The organism is Acetobacter pasteurianus subsp. pasteurianus LMG 1262 = NBRC 106471, assembly GCF_000285275.1.
GTDB lineage: Bacteria > Pseudomonadota > Alphaproteobacteria > Acetobacterales > Acetobacteraceae > Acetobacter > Acetobacter pasteurianus.
On the sequence record NZ_CADO01000027.1, the window covers coordinates 1 to 18,459 of the forward strand.

Here is an 18,459-nt window from a genome sequence, read left to right on the forward strand (position 1 = left end):
CGCTCAAAACCTCTTGAAAACATATCATAGCGAATTTCCAAAAGGGCTCTAAGCAGTATCGGCATTTTCAGGAGGTCGGGCATTAAATCCCGTATGCACAACCACCGCACACACCATGCCGTGCCAATACCAAGAGCGATCATCAATGTCGCACTCATCAGCATATGCGGGATGATGGATACAAAAAATGTGCCGGCCCCCTCACCCGGCTGCATGAGCAGCACTTCCAGCACTAATGTGGCCAGAATGGCGCCTACGGGGTCATTCAGAATAGCTTCCCACCGTAGAAAGGCGGCAATACGGGGTTTGAGCTTAGCATGGCGCAACAAGGGCAGAACAACCGTTGGCCCCGTCACCACAATAATGGCACCAAACAGAAAGGCCGGTCCCCAGCCCATGCGCCCAACATAATGGGCTGCAATGCTGCCTAAAATCAGGTTGATCGGCAATGCCACTAGCGTAAGGCGCAAAACGCCTTCACCCGCTTCTTTTAACTGGCGAAAATCGAGCGCGAGGCCGCCTTCAAATACGATAAGCGCCACCGCCAAAGAAACCATTTGGTGGAAAGCACTACCTGCAACCTCGGAGGGGTGCATGATCTGCAACCCCGGCCCCAAAAGCAAACCTAAAGAAAAAAGCAGGACAATGGCAGGTAACCTAAAACGCCAAGCCGTCCATTGTGCCAGCATACCGCCGCCCAGCACGAGAAAAACAAAAAGGATTACGCTTTCAGTCATGCGGGGCCATTTATCTTATTGGTCTGTAGGACCTGATGAACCAGGCATCAGTATTATGCGTAAGACCAATAAGATGAACAGTTAAAAATATTTTCCTATTCTATACCAGATTCAGGTTCTGGTGCGGCTCGCTCCATTACGACAGCAAAAAAGCCATCCGTGCCATCGCGCAGAGGCGTTAAACTGATGGAACTTTCGTTACGCAATGCCTCTGGCATATCCGGGCTATCTGAAGGCACAAGCTTGAAATCAGGATGGCGCGCCAAGAATGCCGCAACCTGCTCCATATTTTCTGCACGAAGCAAAGAACAGGTTGCATACACCATCCGCCCTCCGGCACGAACGAGCGCTGCAGCCCGATCCATAATGGCGGCCTGTTTTTCCAGCAGTTCAGTCAGATCCTGTTCTGTAGTACGAAAACGTGCGTCTGGGTTCCGGCGCCATGTGCCCGTGCCACTACACGGGGCATCTACCAACACCCGATCAAAGGATCCGGCACGACGCTTGGCCCACTTATCTCCGGGAACCAGCAGGTGCCGTTCCACATTATGCACGCCTGCACGCCGCAAGCGTTTAACAGCACCTTCCAACCGGGGTGCAGAAACATCGCATGCAACAATATGGCCTTTGTTTTCCATCATCATGGCCATGGCAAGCGTTTTACCTCCTGCGCCTGCGCAATAATCTAGCACACGCATCTGGGGCTCAACGCCACTTATGGCCGCAACAAGCTGGCTGCCTTCATCCTGAATTTCCACTAGCCCATCACGGAACGCCACGCTGGTTGTAACTGGCAAACGCGCTGGCAAACGCAGCCCCCACGGAGAAAGTGGTGTGGGTTCAGCATGCAGGCCTTCACAGGCCAAACTACGCTGCGCCTCCTTACGGGGGCCGCGCAGAATATTCACCCGCAAATCCAGCGGCGCTGGAGTGGACATGGCTGCAAGTTCGTCTTCCAGCTTGTCGCCAAACGTTGCTTCCAGATGCGGCAACAGCCAATCGGGCAGCTCCAACCGAACAGCCCGAGGCATTTCCGGGTTATCCAGAGTTTTACCTGCAAGCGGTGTAAGGATAGAAAGTTCCCCACGCGTTAAAGCACCAGCGGCAAAACGCCCCTGCTCGAACATTTCCTCTACTTCGGCCAGAGAGAAACCATCGAACAACAAACGTGCCCCGGCCCGGAGCCGGGCAGATGCGACCTGCCCTTTTTGCTCCAGCCACCAGCCAAGCCGACGCCACGCCCGCATAACATCCCACACAAGGCCGGATATGGCTCTGCGGTCTCCACCGCCCATGTAGCGCCGCTCTCTAAAAAAGCTGTTGGCAACAGCATCGGCGGGTTTGCGCGGGGCGGCTTCCATTGCTGCAAGCAGATCAATGGCGGCCGCAAGCCTGGCTGAAGGTGTCATATGTGGTTATCAATCCCGACGATAATTAGGAGCTTCACGCGTGATGGAAACATCATGCACATGGCTTTCACGCAGGCCGGCACCCGTAATACGGCGGAACTGGGCACCTTCTTGCAGTTCCTTCAGCACGTGGGAACCTGTGTAACCCATGCCGGCTTTAAGGCCGCCCACCAGCTGATGAATAACCGCAGCCATGCTGCCTTTGTAAGGCACGCGGCCTTCAATACCTTCTGGCACCAGCTTGAGCGCATCCTTGACTTCCTGCTGGAAATACCGATCAGCCGAACCACGCGCCATAGCACCAAGACTGCCCATACCGCGGTAGGATTTGTAGGAACGCCCCTGATACAGGAATACCTCACCCGGTGCTTCTTCCGTGCCAGCAAGCAAGGAACCCACCATCACCACATCGGCACCGGCACCAATGGCTTTTACGATGTCACCCGATGTACGAATACCGCCATCTGCAATGCAAGGAATACCTTTTTCCTTACATGCCAGAGAGGTTTCAAGAACGGCAGAGAACTGAGGCACACCCACACCAGCCACAATACGTGTGGTGCAGATGGAACCCGGGCCAATACCAATTTTTACACAGTCTGCCCCAGCTTCAATCAGAGCATGAGCGGCTTCTGGCGTTGCAACGTTACCAGCCACAATCTGCACATTGGCATCAAAGGCTTTCAGGCGTTCAACTGCGCCCAGAACACCGGCAGAATGGCCGTGAGCCGTATCTACCACCAGCACGTCCACACCAGCTTCAATCAGCATTTTGGCGCGGCTAAAGCCATCTTCGCCCACACCTGTTGCTGCTGCGCAGCGCAGGCGACCCAGGCTATCCTTGATAGCCAGCGGATGGGCAACAGCCTTATCCATATCCTTAACAGTGATGATACCTACGCAACGGTCTGCATCATCAACCACCAGCAGTTTTTCAATGCGATGCTTGTGTAGTAACTGGCGGGCCGTATCTGCATCCACACCATTTTTGACCGTGATCAGCCGATCCTTGGTCATCAATTCGGAAACAGGCTGGTTGGGGTCTACGGCAAAACGGGCATCACGGTTGGTAAGAATACCCACCAGCTTCTGCGTGCCGGGTTCAACCACAGGCAGGCCGCTAATGCCATGGCGGTGCATGATATCACGCACTTCGGCCAGTGTCTGATCCGGGCCAACGGTAACCGGGTTCACCACCATGCCGGATTCAAAGCGCTTAACGCGACGAACCTGCTCGGCCTGTTCTTCCGGCTGCAGGTTTTTATGGATCACACCAAGGCCGCCTTGCTGGGCCATGGCAATAGCCATCTGGTCTTCCGTAACCGTATCCATAGCGGCGGAAACCAACGGGATATTGAGTTCAATAGAGCGCGTGAGATGCGTGCGAACGGTTGTCTGGCTGGGCACAACGTCAGATGCAGCCGGCACAACCAGCACATCGTCAAACGCCAGAGCTTCCGTAACACGGCTATAGGGAGAAGAGGTCATGCTGCGGGCACCCTTGCTGAAATACAAAAAGGCAGGTTACCCTGAAGCATACGCTACGCCGCAGGTCACCCGACCATTGGCGCTCCCTCTTATGATGATGCACGCATAAAGGCAAGCATTACACGCGCCTTCTGTCTGTTTTTTTAATGTGAATGTAAAAAAGCAGAGCTTGAAAGTTTGAAAGACACCCGCATACAGGCCATAACACAATGGATGAAACGTGTTCTTCCTCTTCTATTGGGTTTTATGCTGACCCCTGTTGCAGCGCATGCAACAGAAGCCCCAAAAATGGGAGGCACGCTGCGCATTCTGGTTTCCAGCGCGGCAGGCACGCTTGACCCGCAGATATCCTATATTGGCCTCACTAAATTTTTTGAAACACCTGTTTACGACACGCTTTTAACCTACCCCAAATTTGCTGGACCCAATGCACAGCCTGTTATCCCTAATCTGGCAGAAAACGTCCCTCAGCCAGAAGATAATGGGCTGACATATAGGCTCACCCTGCGCAAAGGCGTTCATTTCTCCAATGGGCAGCTTTTAACCGTAGCGGATGTGGCCTCTTCTTTCCGGCGGATTTTTGCTGCTGGCAGCCCCACTGCGGGGCCATATTACAGTGCAATCAAAGGGGCTGATATCTGCTTGAAAGACCCTGCCCACTGCACTTTGGCCGAGGGTATTGAAACAGATGCAGCAACAAATGCCATTACGTTTCACCTCAGCCGCCCAGATCCTGAATTTCTGGAACATCTGGCATGGCTTCACGCAAGCATTCTACCCGCCAGCACGCCTCCTCATGATATGGGCAACACAGCCCCTCCGGGCACTGGGCCTTATCAGATTACAGATTACGACCCCACAACGCATATGCGTTTTGAACGCAATCCATACTTTCATGAATGGTCGCACGACGCGCAGCCTGCGGGCTTTCCCGACCACATAGAAGTAACATTTGGGCTAGAGCCAGAAGCCTCTGTAACGGCGGTGGAAAACGGCCAAGCCGATCTGATGTATGAAAACGTACCACTAGATCGGTTAGGGGAAGTTGGCAGTAAATATGCGGCCCAAGTGCATATCTTTACCCCGTTGCTGTATTACTACGCGACACTGAATGTAAATGAACCGCCGTTTACCTCCCTCAAGGTGCGGCAGGCACTCAATTACGCGGTCAACCGGCATGCCATGGTGATTTATGATGGCGGCAGTGCTGTTGCATCTCCTCAGTGCCAGCTTCTGCCAGAAGGCACTCCGGGGTATGAGCGCTTTTGTGCCTATACTGCTGGCGCATCTCCACAAAACCCGGCACCAGAATGGGCTAAACCGGATATGGAAAAGGCCCGCCAGCTTGTGCAGGAAAGTGGCACCAAAGGCATGCGGGTGACAATTGTAACCCCTTCAGGCGGCAAATCAGACAACACCGCACTGGATTTGCGCAGCATACTGGAAGATCTGGGTTACAAGGCTTCGGTCCACAGCATTAGCCCTGCCATCCATTTCACATTTGTGCAGAACTCGGACAACCATGTGCAGATATCCATTGGGGGATGGAATGCAGATTATCCCTCTGCCGCCAGCTTTCTGGACACGCTGTTTGCGTGCTCCAATTTTCACCCACATTCCGACAACTCTCCCAATATGTCCGGCTTTTGTGACCCGCATATTGATGACATGATGCACCATGCCGCCAAGCTTGCCGTAACAGATCGCGCTGCCAGCAATGCGGCATGGGCACAAGCTGATAAAGCCCTGATGGCACAAGCCCCCGCCGTGCCTTTGGTGCAAACCAAAAGGGTTGTGCTGGTTTCTAAACGCACACGAAATGTCATAATCACGCTTAATGATGAAATCCTGCTTTCTCAGCTACAGGTTCCATGACTGATCCCGCCCCCTCTCCTGCGCAAGACACCAAACCACCAGGCCCTTGGCGCATGGCGCTGCGGTCTCTCCGCCACAATCGCTCTGCGCTGTTTTCTTTTGCGGTCTTGGTGTTTCTGGCTGTAGCCAGCGTGCTTGCACCCTATTACGCACGTTACGTCGCGCATACAGATCCGTTTGTTTCCAACGTAGCTGGTTCCATTACTGTGGGCGGGCAGGAAATGGATATCATGCAGCCCAATGATAACCCGCTGCACCTTGGCCTAAGCCCCATTGGCCCCACATGGCATGGAAGTTACATGCTGGGGGCTGATAGCCAGGGGCGTGATGTTGCTGCCCGGCTGTTATATGGCGGACGGAACTCTCTGCTCATTTCATTCTGTTCTGCTGTTCTGTGCCTCGTAATGGCTGCGGCTGTGGGAATAGCTGCTGGTTTTTGCGGTGGCATTGTAGATACTATTCTTTCCCGCATGATGGATATCATGTGGTCTGTACCCGTATATCTGTTTGCTATTTCTCTTTCCATTGTTACTGTCAGTGATGGGCTGCATCTGGGGCCGTTTGTTATTGAATCTGATAACCTGCTGCTGCCTATCTGCATTATCGCGCTGGTTTATATCCCTTATGCTGCACGCCCCATTCGTGGCCGGGTCATGGCGTTGCGGGAGGCTGAATTTGTGATGGCTGCGCGCTGTCTTGGCGTGCCGCGCTGGCGCATTGTGCTGCAAGATATTCTCCCTAACGTCACGTCCACCCTTGTTGTGCTTGGGCCGCTTATCATGGCTATGTCGCTACTGGCAGAAAGTGCGCTCTCGTTTCTATCCATTGGTGTGCAGGCCCCTGCGGCATCTTGGGGTACGCTTATTCAGGATGGTGAAGGACTCATTTACACACGCCCCATGGTAGCCATTGCACCGGGGCTGGCTATTATTGCCGTAGTGCTGGCCCTGAACATTCTGGGCGATGGCCTGCGAGATGCGCTGGATGTGCGTGATGCCAGCCACCGTGAACAATAGGAGGCCCACCGCATGTTGATGGCCGCTCTCCGCCGCTTGGGGCAAACAGTTTTTGTGCTGTTTGGTATTTCTGCGTTAGTGTTTACCGTGTTTTTTGCCACACCGGGTGCAGACCCTACCGCCCGCATTGCTGGTAAAAACGCATCACCCCAGACCATGCAGAAAGTGCGGCAGGAATACGGGTTTGATCGCCCTTTGCCCGTTCAATATGCCATCATGATGAAAAAGCTGTTCATCACGCAGGATCTGGCCTCTTACGCAGATAGAGGCGAACTGGTGGTGCCAGAAATTACACGCGCAGCCCCGGTTACGGTTTCCTTGGTATGTGGTGCTGCCGTGATCTGGGTTGTGCTTTCAATTGCCATGGGCACACTGGCAGCTGCACTGAAGGGGTCATGGATTGATCGCACGCTGATGATGCTAGGGTTGATTGGTATTTCCATACCCGTTTTCTGGCTTGGGCAAGTCGCAAACCTGATAACGCAGAACCGCTACCACGATACCTGGCTTTTTTCGTGGGTTCCGGCTCTGGGCTATGTGCCGCTTACACAAAACCCCTGGGGCTGGTTTAAAGCCTTGGTTATTCCGTGGGTTGTGTTGGCAGTTTTGTTTATTGGCGTTTACAGCCGCGTGTTGCGGGCTGATCTTGTAGCTCTCTCTGGAGAAGATTTTATACGCACGGCCCGCGCCAAAGGGCTTTCTCCTGCGCGCATTCTTATCCGGCACGGGCTCCGCACCGCTATGGTCACCTTTGTATCCCTATTCGGTATGGATTTTGCCCAGCTGGTCGGAGGGGGCGCATTGCTGACAGAAGTGGTTTTTGGCCTGCCCGGCGTTGGACGCCTGACCTATCAGGCCCTTACCAACCTGGATCTGCCCCTCATTATGGCGACAGTCATGTATTCTGCCGTGTTTGTTGTGCTGGCAAACGCGGCGGTTGATATGATCTATCTTCTGCTTGACCCCCGAGTGCGCGATGCCCGCTAACATGTCCTCCCAAGCCCTGCTGGATGTGCGCGACCTACGCGTGAGTTTTCCGGCCCGTGGGCAGATGATTCCAATTGTGGATGGCGTTTCCTTCACCCTGAACCATCAGGAAATTCTGGGTCTGGTAGGTGAATCAGGGTCGGGCAAATCTGTCACGGCTTTAGCACTTATGGGCCTGATTGATGCCGCTGGTGTGCAGGTAACAGGATCTGTCCGCTTTCAGGGGCAGGAATTGATAGGAATGCCACAAAAAAAGCTGCGGTACCTGCGTGGCAAAGAAATTGCCATGATCTTTCAGGACCCCATGACAGCCTTTACCCCTGTTTACACAATAGGCTGGCAGATTGATGAGCAGATACGTGCCCACGAACGTGTTTCGCGCAAGCAAGCCCGTACCCGGACTGTAAAACTACTGGGTGATATGGGGGTACCAGACCCGGAACGCACAGCCAATCGCTACCCGCACCAACTATCCGGAGGCTTACGCCAGCGCGCCATGATTGCCATGGCCCTTTCGTGCAACCCTTCCCTTCTGATTGCAGACGAACCCACAACGGCGCTGGATGTAACCGTGCAGGCTCAGATACTGGAACTGATACGCAGCCTGCGAGATACGCATCACTCATCCGTTTTACTGATTACGCATGACATGGGCGTAGTGGCAGAAACCTGCGATAACACCATGGTGCTCTATTCTGGCCGTGTTGCAGAATATGGGCCGACACCTGCCCTATTTGCATCTCCTTCTCACCCTTATACAGCCGGGCTTCTGGCTTCTATTCCGCCTTTGGATGGTCCTCGGCCATTACGCTTGCCAGCTATTGCGGGCTCTCCGCCCCTTCCGCAAAACCGCCCGGCAGGATGTGCTTTTTCACCACGCTGCCAATACGCACACACAGCCTGCACAATAGCATTGCCACCATACGTTCAAACAGGGGCGGACCATTTTGCGGCCTGTGTTCTGCCGCAGGAAGGTAAACCTTTGCCACCACGCCTGAGTGATGCAACTGCGCAGGAACACTTCCAACCATGAAAACGTCTGCAACATCATCTCCCATTCTGGAGGTGCGCGATCTGTATAAAACATATCGCCTCCCCCGCAGGCAGGAACTGAAGGCTGTGGATGGTGTTTCCTTTTCCGTGATGCCGGGGGAAGTGCTGGGCGTTGTGGGTGAATCTGGGTGCGGCAAGTCATCCCTAGGCCGCTGCCTGCTCAGACTGGCACCAGCTACAAGCGGCCAGATTGTATTTGAAAGGGGTGACATTACGCATCTACCTGAACGCACCCTGCGCCCTTTACGCCAGCGCATGCAGATGGTTTTTCAGGATTCCTACGCCAGCCTGAATCCACGCAGAAGAATAGGAGATTTACTGGCAGAACCGCTTAAGGTTCACCCCGATGCCAAAGGTCGCAAGCGTTCCTCTGCCGAAATTACGACACGCTTGCATGAACTTATGGAACTGGTCAGCCTGCCCATCACAGCACTGGCACGGTATCCACATGAATTTTCTGGCGGCCAACGCCAACGCATTAACATTGCACGCGCGTTAGCCCTTTCCCCTCGGCTAATTATTGCAGATGAGCCGGTTTCCGCTTTGGATGTTTCTGTTCAGGCCCAGATCATCAATCTGTTTGCGGATTTACAAAAACAACTGGGCCTGACCTACATTTTTGTAGCGCATGATCTGGCTGTTGTGCGCCAGATATCAAACCGGGTGGCCGTTATGTATCTGGGGCGCATTGTGGAAATTGGTGATACCGATAGCGTGCTACATACGCCTGCGCACCCCTATACAGCCGCCCTTACGGCGGCCATTCCCCGGCCTGTTACCGGGTTGGCACGCCCGGTGCCTTTGCAGGGGGATGTTCCCAGCCCCATTAACCGCCCCAGTGGCTGCCGTTTTCACACACGCTGCCCTTACGTGCAAACACGCTGCAAGCAGGAAGACCCGGCTTTACACGCCATTCATCCCAATGGGCATGAAGTAGCCTGCCATTTTCCGTTATAATCCGCTACGCCCACAGTGCATTGTAACTGATACGGCCGCATTTACTTTTTCCACCGTTGTACGGATTTCATCCTGTAAAATATGCGCCAACTCTTTGAAAGAGACATCTCGTATCAGCCTAAGCCCCTGCCCGGCCCACAAAGACATGTTCTCAGCGTTGCCATCTCGTGCAGCTTTCTTGCGTAACGCTTGAGTTAAGGCATTCTGGACGGGATAAGGAAATGGCTGGGAACTTCCATATTCTTCAATAAATTGATTGCGTATGCCGCGCGCTAATCTGCCTGAAAAAATATTAGTCAACACGGTGCTTTCTGCCGGCAAATGCTGAGCAAGGGCTTTTCTATACGCCGGAGCCAATACTGCATCTAAACAACCAAGAAATGCTGTACCCATCTGCACAGCTTCTGCGCCCATGCTTATGGCCGCTACTATGCCTTCTCCATCCATAATGCCCCCGGCGGCAATAACTGGAATTGAGATATCTTTTACAATCTCCCGCACAAGAGGAAGCAATCCTACACCATTTCCACCATCAGAGAGAAAGCTGCCGCGGTGTCCTCCTGCTTCTATACCCTGAGCACACACAGCATCTGCCCCAACGTCTACCCATGCACGTGCCTCTGCACTGGTGGTTGCCGTGCCACAGACCAGAATGCCTTGGTCATGTAGCTTGGAAACCTGTTCTTGCGTGAGAATACCAAATGTAAAGCTTGCAACAGGAGGCTTGGCATGAAGCAGAACTTCAAACTGTTCCTGAAATGATGGAGCATATTTATCTGGCAATATAAAATCTAATTCCAGTTTTTCATAAATATTGCGCAAAAACAAAATATCTTCAGCATCAAGCTGATAGTCAGGCAGATGATCAATAATAAAAAGGTTAACGTTAAAAGCTGCTGTTGTTTCAGATTTAATCTGGCGAAGAGACGCCTCCATTTCTTCTGGAGACATCATGCCTGCACCAAGAGAACCTAAAAAACCTGCATTACTGGCGGCAACAACCATCTCCGCAGTGCTTATTCCTGCCATAGGGGCCTGAATAACTGGTAAGGCAAGCCCTAACTGCTCAACAAATGTGTAATTTGGCATCTATTTATCTTTCTATTCTTTTTTGCAGCATGGCACTGTATTTTACAAAACACATTCTCCACGATCTTCATGCAATCGTCACAGTTTAAACTGTGAAATGCAGGTAAATTATGCGCCAGTATGACGATTGATGTGGGAATAAGTTACTATGCGTTTTCGTAACGCCTTTTTTTATGCCGCAAGCCTTTCCTTAGCGAGCAGCCTTTTTGGATATACCGCACAGGCACAACAGTTTACCCTACCTGATGGACGTGCATTTTTGCCCCCGCCACCACAGGCTGAAGAACCCGCACAACAGGCAGACTTGCGGGCTTTTGAAAAAACACGAGGATTAAAAGATAAGGCGCGCTGGAAATTGGCCCAGAATGACGCCAACCTTAACCCATCCCATGTCATCAAGGATTTTTCATGTGCGGCCGGGTTTAATCTGGACCCAGAAAAACTTCCCGCAATGGTCAATCTTCTCACATCGCTCGCGCAGCCAGTAGAGCAAGATGTTTCAAACGAAAAAGACTTCTGGAAGCGGCGCAGACCTTTTGTCGGCACAAATAAAGACATCTGCACAGCACATTCAGATGGGCTTGATAACAGCTATGCCTATCCCTCTGGCCATACAACATGGGGATGGCTCACGGCATCCATTCTTGCCAGCGCTCTGCCAGATCGTGCTACGCAGATTATGCAGCGCGGCCGTATATTTGGTGAAAGCCGTATTGTCTGCGGCGTGCACTGGAAAAGCGACGTACAGGCTGGTTACATGAACGGAAGCGCCATGTTTGCGGCATTTCAGGAACAACCCGCATTTACGGAGCAAATGGCAAAAGTTCGCCAGGAACTACTTGCCCTGCGTGATGCAAAAACAGCACCAGACGCAAAAACTTGCGCGGTAGAACAGCAGGCTGCGCAAGACGCTTTTTAATAACTTACATTTTTTACTTCTGGGGTCTGGATATTCATGAGTTGCCGGTTACCTGCGCTGCCTTTCCTGCTGCTATTGGCACTGGCAGGTTGCGCACAACACTCCTTGCCAATCACGGCTCAAGCACCAGCGCCTCTAACTATTCAGGCCCCGTATCATGGAGATTTCAAACATTATACGCTGGCACTAACATGGCAGCCGGGATTTTGCCTTCTACATGGCCAAAACACATGCAAACCAGACCAACCACAAACGCCGCTTATCGGTTTGCATGGTTTGTGGGCCTCTCGCCCATCTGATCTGATCAAAAACCATCAGGATGTGACAATCTGGTGGAAAAAAGGATGTAGCATCTATGCGGATGCAGCCCCTGCGCCCACGGTGCCAGCCTTAAGTTCTGGCCTATCTACACGACTTTCCAGCGTTGTTGCGCATCTTCCATCAGATCTGGTGGCGCATGAATATACCAAACATGCGAGCTGTTTTGGCATGAACGCCGAACAATTTTTTACCGTAGCCGCTACATTGCGCGACAGATTTGCTGCTTTACCCGTATCTACCCAGATAACAGCCAAAGCTGGACAGGTTATTTCCAAATCCGAACTGCAAGCACTTATACAAACCGATACAGGGCCGCTGCCAGAAAAAGGCTTGCAGTTTCAATGCAATAAAGATTCAACCGGGCGCATGGTTTTAGCGCAACTATGGTTTACGCTTAAGCCTGAAAAACTTGGAGAGTTCCCTCATGCCTCATCCTTTATAAGCAGCCCGTGGGAACAAGATAACTGCCCTACGCATTTTCTGCTGCCAAATTGGGATACTATAAAAGGAACAGCAAGTTCCACCCCAACAAAGGCTGCACCTTAAAATGCACAACTCTTTTCCTAACAAACATGGTATCCGTTCGTTAATTTCTGCTGGAATTACGTTTTCTCTACTCGCTTCTTTTCTGGGAACGATTGTACCAGCAAAAGCAGAGGAACAGAAAATTCCGGTTAGGGTTGTTATTGTAACCACTTTTGAACTCGGTCAGGATACAGGCGATACACCCGGTGAATTTCAGAACTGGGTAGAAAAACTGCCCCTTAATCAGGAAATTTCTGCCCCTGCGACAGATCATGGCGTTATGCGCTATAATCCAAACCTTCAGGTTCTGGGAATTGTTGCAGGAGAAGGCCCGGAACATATGGCCTCTGCCATGACAGGCCTTGTGCTTGATCCAAGGTTTGACCTACGCAAAGCCTATTTTATCCTGGCTGGTATTGGCGGCATAAACCCCAATTTTGGCTCCGCCGGATCTGCCGTATGGGCGCGATACGCCGTAAATGGCGGCTTGGCCCATATGATTGATGCCCGTGAAATGCCCAAAGACTGGCAAGATGAACTGGTGCCCATTCAAGGTGCTGGCCCAAATATCCATCCCCTCCCCGCTCTACATTCCCAGTGGGGTGATATGGTTTATACGCTTAACCCCAATTTGGTTGCATGGGCATACCAACTTACGCGCTCACTGCCCTTAATGGATACGCCTGCTCTGCAAGCCAACCGTCGCCGCTACAAGGGATACTCACACGCACAAATGCCTCCACAGGTAATGGTGGGAGACACCTTGGCGTCTGAAACCTTCTGGGTTGGCAAGCGCATGAATGCGTGGGCAGAACGCTGGGTAAAATATTGGACAGAGAACCAAGGCACTTTTGCAACCACGGCAGAAGAAGAAATTGGCATGCTTCAGGCGCTTTCCCTGCAAGCACGTGCTGGCCGTGTTGATATGAACCGTATTCTGGTTTTGCGCGCTGGCAGCAATTTTGACATGCCCCCGCCGGGACAGACTGCGGCAGATTTACTCAAGGCTGAAACTGAAGAATCTGGTTTTTCTGGTTTTCTACCTGCCTTGGATGCCGCGTATCAGGCAGGCAGTGCTGTTGTAAAAGAAATAGCAACACACTGGGACCATTACGAAAATACCATTCCCTCTCATTAGACGTTTTTACGTATCTGACAGGATCGAGACATGACGACACGTCGTAATTTTCTGAAATATGCGTTCCTTTCTGGAGCGGCTGGTTCGGCAGGCATGCTGCCTTCCGCCATTAGCCGCGCATTTGCGATTTCTCCTGATCCAGGAACGACATATCAGGATGCAGAACATATTGTTATTCTGATGCAGGAAAACCGTTCGTTCGATCATTTATACGGCACATTGCAAGGTGTTCGTGGGTTTAACGACCCACGGGCCATGCGGCAGCCAAACGGTAACCCGGTATTTGTGCAGTCCAGCACAGAAGGGCAGACCTATGTGCCTTGGCGCCTGAACATCCATGATACACGCATTACATGGATGGGCTCTATCCCCCACTCGCGCGAAAGTCAGGTTGATGCCTGGAACAACGGACACCATGATCGGTGGGTAGACGTTAAAAAGTCTCATTACAAGAAATACGAACATTACCCCATGACTATGGGATATTATACACGAGAAGACCTTCCTTTTTACTACGCATTAGCAGATGCTTTTACTGTTTGTGACCAAAATTACTGTGGCGTGATGACCAGCACCTGCCCGAACCGACTGGTATTCTGGACAGGAACGGTGCGTGACAAACAAAGCACTGATTCAACCGTTTACATGCGTAACCCGGAAATTCTTAAATCCGGCCTGACATGGACAACCTTTCCTGAAAGGTTGGAACAAATTGGTGTTTCATGGAAAGTCTATCAGAATGAAACAGATCAGGTTGGCGGCCTAGACGAAAAAGAACGCGCTTGGCTTTCCAACTTTGCACTGAACATTCTGGAATGCTTTGAAAAATACAATACATCAGCAAACCCCAGATTTCATGAATGGGTGGATGAACGCATAAAGGCCTGTTCCAAACATATTGAAAAACTTCAGACAGAAGAAAGACTTGTTTCAGAAAAACGAGAGGAACAATTGGCTGAAGCCAATGCCTTGTTGGCTGTTCTGAAACGCCGCCGCGATACTGCTACAAAAACAGTGGAACAACTTACTCCAGCAGAACGCAGCCTGTTTGAACGTGCTTTTGTAACCAACAAAGCAGACAAAAATTATAGAACACTTGAAACACTGACATTTTCAGATGGCTCCAACACACGCCATATGGATGCCCCCAAAGGAGATATCCTTTACCAATTCCGTAAGGATGTGAAGGACGGCCAACTCCCCACTGTTTCGTGGTTAGCTGCGCCGGAACATTTTTCTGATCACCCAGCTTCACCTTGGTATGGTGCATGGTTTGTATCAGAAGTTATGGATATTCTTACTGAAAATCCGGAAGTCTGGAAAAAAACCATTTTCATTATGACTTATGATGAAAATGATGGCTATTTTGACCATTGCTGCTCCTTCACCGCGCCAGACCCCAAACGCCCGGAAACTGGTAAATCTTCCCCCAGCATTGGGCCTGATGGCCTGGAATACACTTACGCAAAAGATGAAGAAGTTATGGGCGTGCCGCCAGCATTGGCCCGTAGTGGCCCTATTGGTCTGGGCTTTCGGGTTCCCATGATTATTGCATCTCCATGGAGCCGTGGCGGGTGGGTTAATTCTCAACTATTTGAGCACAGCTCTACCCTTCAGTTTCTTGAAAAGTTTATTGAAGGCAAATTTGGTAAAAAGATTACCGAAACAAATATTTCTCCATGGCGCCGTGCCATTAGTGGAGACCTAACATCCTGCTTCCGCCCCTATGATGGCTCTGCCCCACAGCTTCCATTTATTGAAAGAGACAAACATCTGGAAATTATTGAAGATGCACGCTACCGGCCTATGCCCAGTGGCTTTAAATCTCTTGAAGAAACAGAAATTACTCAGATCAAAAATAATCCTAGCCAGATACAGCAGTATGTAAAACAAGAACCAGGAACACGGCCTGCCTGTGCCCTGCCCTATGAACTATATTGTAATGGCAGCTTAAGCGCAGATGGGCAAACCGTATCCTTACATCTGCAAGCAGGCACCAAAGTGCACAAACACCTTTCATCTGGCGCACCTTTTAATGTTTACACCCACAACATGCCACAAGAAGGCGGTATGCGGTCCAGCACTTACGCGGTAGCTGCGGGGGATAATATGGCTGTAAATGTTGATAGTAGTTTATCTGAAAACAATATTTACGATGTATCTGTGCATGCACCCAATGGTTTCTACCGCAAATTCACCGGGCGTAAGAACGGCATAAAGCTTTTGACAGAATGTAAATATATGCCATCCGGCAAGGAAAGCGTTCTTCTCTGCCTAAAAAACATGGGGCAGGATCCGCTGGAAATTCACTGTAATGTGCCGGAGCATCCATCTTTGCATGTTCTGCACGTTCCAGCCCACGGAAGCATCAAGCAGGAAATATCTCTTGCGCACTCCAGCATGTGGTATGATTTAACGCTGACAACACCTAAGGAACCTGAGTTTTTTTATGTTTTTGCTGGCCATGTTGATAATGGGCACCATAGCATTACAGACCCAGCAATGGGCTTATAAAATAAATATAGTCCATTATTCTATACAGAATAATATCTCTGGGCGTTTGCATATTCAGTCATGCAAACGCCCTTAATTTTTTATAAAAACTCAAAAAGCAGGAATAACTTTATATGCGTATAAAGTTACAAAATGATTACATTAAAATGTTTATGTTATATTACATATTAAAAATACAAATAACAAAACCTTCACACCAAAACCACATCAATACCATTTAGAAACAGGCCTGTTCTCAACAACTGGTCTTCAATTCACTAAAAGGTCTTTCTATGCCTTCCTGCTTCCGAAAGTCTCTCGTGTGCACGACGCTTGTCGGAATTGCCATTCCCTATGCATGGGAAGCAAATATTCCTACAGCCAAGGCAGAAACCTCTACAGTAAAGGCATCTCAGCACACAAAAGCAGCGTCAAAAAAACCTACTGTCACACTTCCCTCCATGATGGGAGCTACGGCCCCAACAGATCAGGCCGCAGAAAAACTGGAAGTACATGGTGGGCGCCACCGTGCGGTAGGCGGCGGCCTTATGATTAAGGAAGATGCGCCTAAATCTCGCTCTACTGTTACGGCGGAATATATTGCAAAACAGGCTGCCGGCCTAAACCCCATGCAGCTTATTGAATCTCTGCCCGGCGTAAACACCACATCCACAGACCCAATGGGACTTTCGGGTGGGCATATGAGCATGCGTGGCCTGACAGAAAACCAGATTGGTTTTGAACTTGAAGGCTTCCCCATTAACGATATCGGCAACTATGCTGTTTATCCGCAGGAAATTGTTGATCCGGAAAATTTAAGAACCATCAATGTAGAACAAGGTTCTGCAGACCTGGATAGCCCTCATCTTAATGCTACTGGGGGTGCTGTTAATATGTATTTACGCAACCCCAAGGATAAACTGGGCGGCGAAATTGTAGGTTCTTACGGCAATTATAATGCACGCCGTATTTTTGGACGTCTGGATACAGGTTACGTTGGCAATACAAATGTAAAAGGCTTTGTTTCATTTTCCGATGCAACTGAACATTCCTGGCGTGGCCCAGGTGGTCAGAATAAAATGCACGGTGAAACAAAATGGATGAGTGAATGGGGGCAAGGCAACGTTGTGTCCTTCTCTCTGGTTGGCAATCAGTCTACCGGCGTTTTGTTCCCCACCACGTATATGGATACATGGCAGCAACAAGGCATTCATAATGCCTATGAATCAAAATGGGACCCCAAAAACCCCAGCAAAAACTACTACCAATTGCACCGTAATCCATTCACCAACATTTATGCGAGCGCCCCTTCTACCTTTACGCTTACAGACCATCTTACCTTAACGGAAACACCTTATTTTTGGTACGGGAATGGCAACGGTGGCGGTGCTTACAGTGAAAGCCTGACCTCTCAGCAATATGGGAATGAAACACTTACGGGGTCTATTGGCCCATATAATGCCTCCAACACCAAGTCTCTGCTGTTATATAATCCGTCCAATACCCAAACCTACCGCCCGGGGTCTGTAACCAAGCTGACCTTGCACACAGGCATTAACCGGCTGACTGTTGGGTATTGGTTTGAGTATTCAAAGCAGCTTCAGACTGGCCCATTTAGCTTGGTTGATAATGAAACAGGCAAACCGGATGATCTGCTAGGTGGTGGGCAAAACCTTATTCTTTCCAATGGTGTAACTGCCCAGTATCGCGATACGCTCACACAAACGCGCATCCATACCATGTTTATTGTAGATAGCATTTCCTTGCTTAATAACCGCCTCAACCTAGAAGCCGGCCTGAAATATGCCGTAGTAAACCGCCAAGGCCATAACTTTCTGCCTGATACATCCACTGGCCCATACATAAACGGTTCCTGGCAACAGCCTTTGCCTGCCGCTTCTATTCGTTACAAAATTAATGATGAAAACCAGCTTTTTGCGTCTTCCACCACAAATTTCCGTATTCCGATGAATACATCTTTGTATGATTCAGGAACTTTCACACCAGGTGTGGGATATTCTACGCGCGCCAATGCGAACATGAAGCCGGAAATCTCAATTTCAGAAGAATTCGGATGGCGGTATCAGGGCCCAACGGTCATGAGCTCTGTTTCCTATTTCCATTACAACTTTACCAATCGTCTTTATCAACAAACTGTTGTTATGCCGAATGGCAACTATTATAGCCGCAGTTTTAATGGCGGGAATTCTCATGCCGATGACGTAGATTTTGAAATTGGCACCCGCCCCATTCTGTACCATATCCGCCCATATTTTTCAGCCGAATACATAAATGCGCGTACAGATAGTAACGTTGCGGCAGGCAGCGGGGGAGATTTTGTTTTCAGCAAAGGTAAATTTGCGCCCCAGACACCCAAATATCAATTTGCCCTTAATCTTGACGCGGAAATCTCACAGAAGGGTTGTACATCGGGTCAGATTATGAAAAAGTC

Annotated in this window: 14 protein-coding genes; 10 read left to right on the top strand and 4 right to left on the bottom strand. The window is 50.5% G+C overall.

Annotated features, from left to right (window positions below; genetic code table 11):
* The 3 genes from APA10_RS06950 to guaB all read right to left on the bottom strand — a co-directional run.
* On the bottom strand, positions 1–737 hold a 737-nt coding region (locus APA10_RS06950), incomplete at its 3' end, for a cation:proton antiporter domain-containing protein (protein WP_035367389.1).
* 95 nt (positions 738–832) lie between these two features.
* On the bottom strand, positions 833–2,146 hold the full coding sequence (locus tag APA10_RS06955; protein WP_003630393.1) for an RsmB/NOP family class I SAM-dependent RNA methyltransferase: 1,314 nt from the start codon (positions 2,144–2,146) through the stop codon (positions 833–835).
* Between the two features lie 9 nt (positions 2,147–2,155).
* Positions 2,156–3,634, bottom strand: coding sequence for an IMP dehydrogenase (gene guaB / locus APA10_RS06960; protein ID WP_035366109.1), 1,479 nt, complete (start codon positions 3,632–3,634; stop codon positions 2,156–2,158).
* A 213-nt stretch (positions 3,635–3,847) separates the two neighbouring features.
* Here guaB and APA10_RS06965 point away from each other — a divergent pair, with 213 nt between their 5' ends.
* Genes APA10_RS06965 through APA10_RS06985 form a run of 5 tightly spaced genes read left to right on the top strand, consistent with a single transcriptional unit; the run spans position 3,848 to position 9,522 of the window.
* Positions 3,848–5,509, top strand: a complete 1,662-nt coding sequence (locus APA10_RS06965; protein ID WP_003630395.1) for an ABC transporter substrate-binding protein — start codon at positions 3,848–3,850, stop codon at positions 5,507–5,509.
* Positions 5,506–6,525, top strand: a complete 1,020-nt coding sequence (locus APA10_RS06970; RefSeq protein WP_003630396.1) for an ABC transporter permease — start codon at positions 5,506–5,508, stop codon at positions 6,523–6,525. Before APA10_RS06965 ends, APA10_RS06970 begins: the two co-directional genes overlap by 4 nt.
* A 12-nt stretch (positions 6,526–6,537) precedes the next feature.
* Positions 6,538–7,512 (top strand): ABC transporter permease, encoded by a 975-nt coding sequence (locus tag APA10_RS06975; RefSeq protein ID WP_012813075.1) that lies wholly within the window; start codon positions 6,538–6,540, stop codon positions 7,510–7,512.
* Between the two features lies 1 nt (position 7,513).
* Positions 7,514–8,545 carry an ABC transporter ATP-binding protein gene (locus APA10_RS06980; RefSeq protein WP_003630398.1) on the top strand — a complete coding sequence of 344 codons (1,032 nt, stop codon included), beginning with the start codon at positions 7,514–7,516 and terminating at the stop codon, positions 8,543–8,545.
* A complete protein-coding gene (locus APA10_RS06985) occupies positions 8,542–9,522 on the top strand; it encodes an ABC transporter ATP-binding protein (RefSeq protein WP_003630400.1) in 981 nt (326 codons plus the stop codon). Before APA10_RS06980 ends, APA10_RS06985 begins: the two co-directional genes overlap by 4 nt.
* Here APA10_RS06985 and APA10_RS06990 read toward each other — a convergent pair.
* Positions 9,517–10,611: an NAD(P)H-dependent flavin oxidoreductase gene (locus APA10_RS06990; protein WP_003630402.1), complete on the bottom strand. Its 1,095-nt coding sequence runs from the start codon at positions 10,609–10,611 to the stop codon at positions 9,517–9,519. The two genes, APA10_RS06985 and APA10_RS06990, sit on opposite strands and share 6 nt — an antisense overlap.
* Before the next feature lie 148 nt (positions 10,612–10,759).
* On the opposite strand from APA10_RS06990, the gene APA10_RS06995 reads away from it, so the two are divergent.
* The 5 genes from APA10_RS06995 to APA10_RS07015 all read left to right on the top strand — a co-directional run.
* Entirely contained in the window at positions 10,760–11,530 is a 771-nt protein-coding gene (locus tag APA10_RS06995) for an acid phosphatase (protein ID WP_003630404.1), read from the top strand.
* Positions 11,531–11,566: 36 nt separating this feature from the next.
* A complete protein-coding gene (locus tag APA10_RS07000) occupies positions 11,567–12,397 on the top strand; it encodes a ribonuclease T2 family protein (RefSeq protein WP_003630405.1) in 831 nt (276 codons plus the stop codon).
* 1 nt (position 12,398) lies between these two features.
* The gene (locus tag APA10_RS07005) at positions 12,399–13,514 is read left to right on the top strand and encodes a purine nucleoside permease (protein WP_003630406.1); all 1,116 of its coding nucleotides are present in this window, start codon (positions 12,399–12,401) and stop codon (positions 13,512–13,514) included.
* A gap of 30 nt (positions 13,515–13,544) precedes the next feature.
* Entirely contained in the window at positions 13,545–16,028 is a 2,484-nt protein-coding gene (locus APA10_RS07010) for a phosphocholine-specific phospholipase C (RefSeq protein WP_003630407.1), read from the top strand.
* A gap of 272 nt (positions 16,029–16,300) precedes the next feature.
* A partial coding sequence (locus APA10_RS07015) for a TonB-dependent receptor (RefSeq protein WP_050998013.1) occupies positions 16,301–18,459 on the top strand: 2,159 nt, incomplete at its 3' end.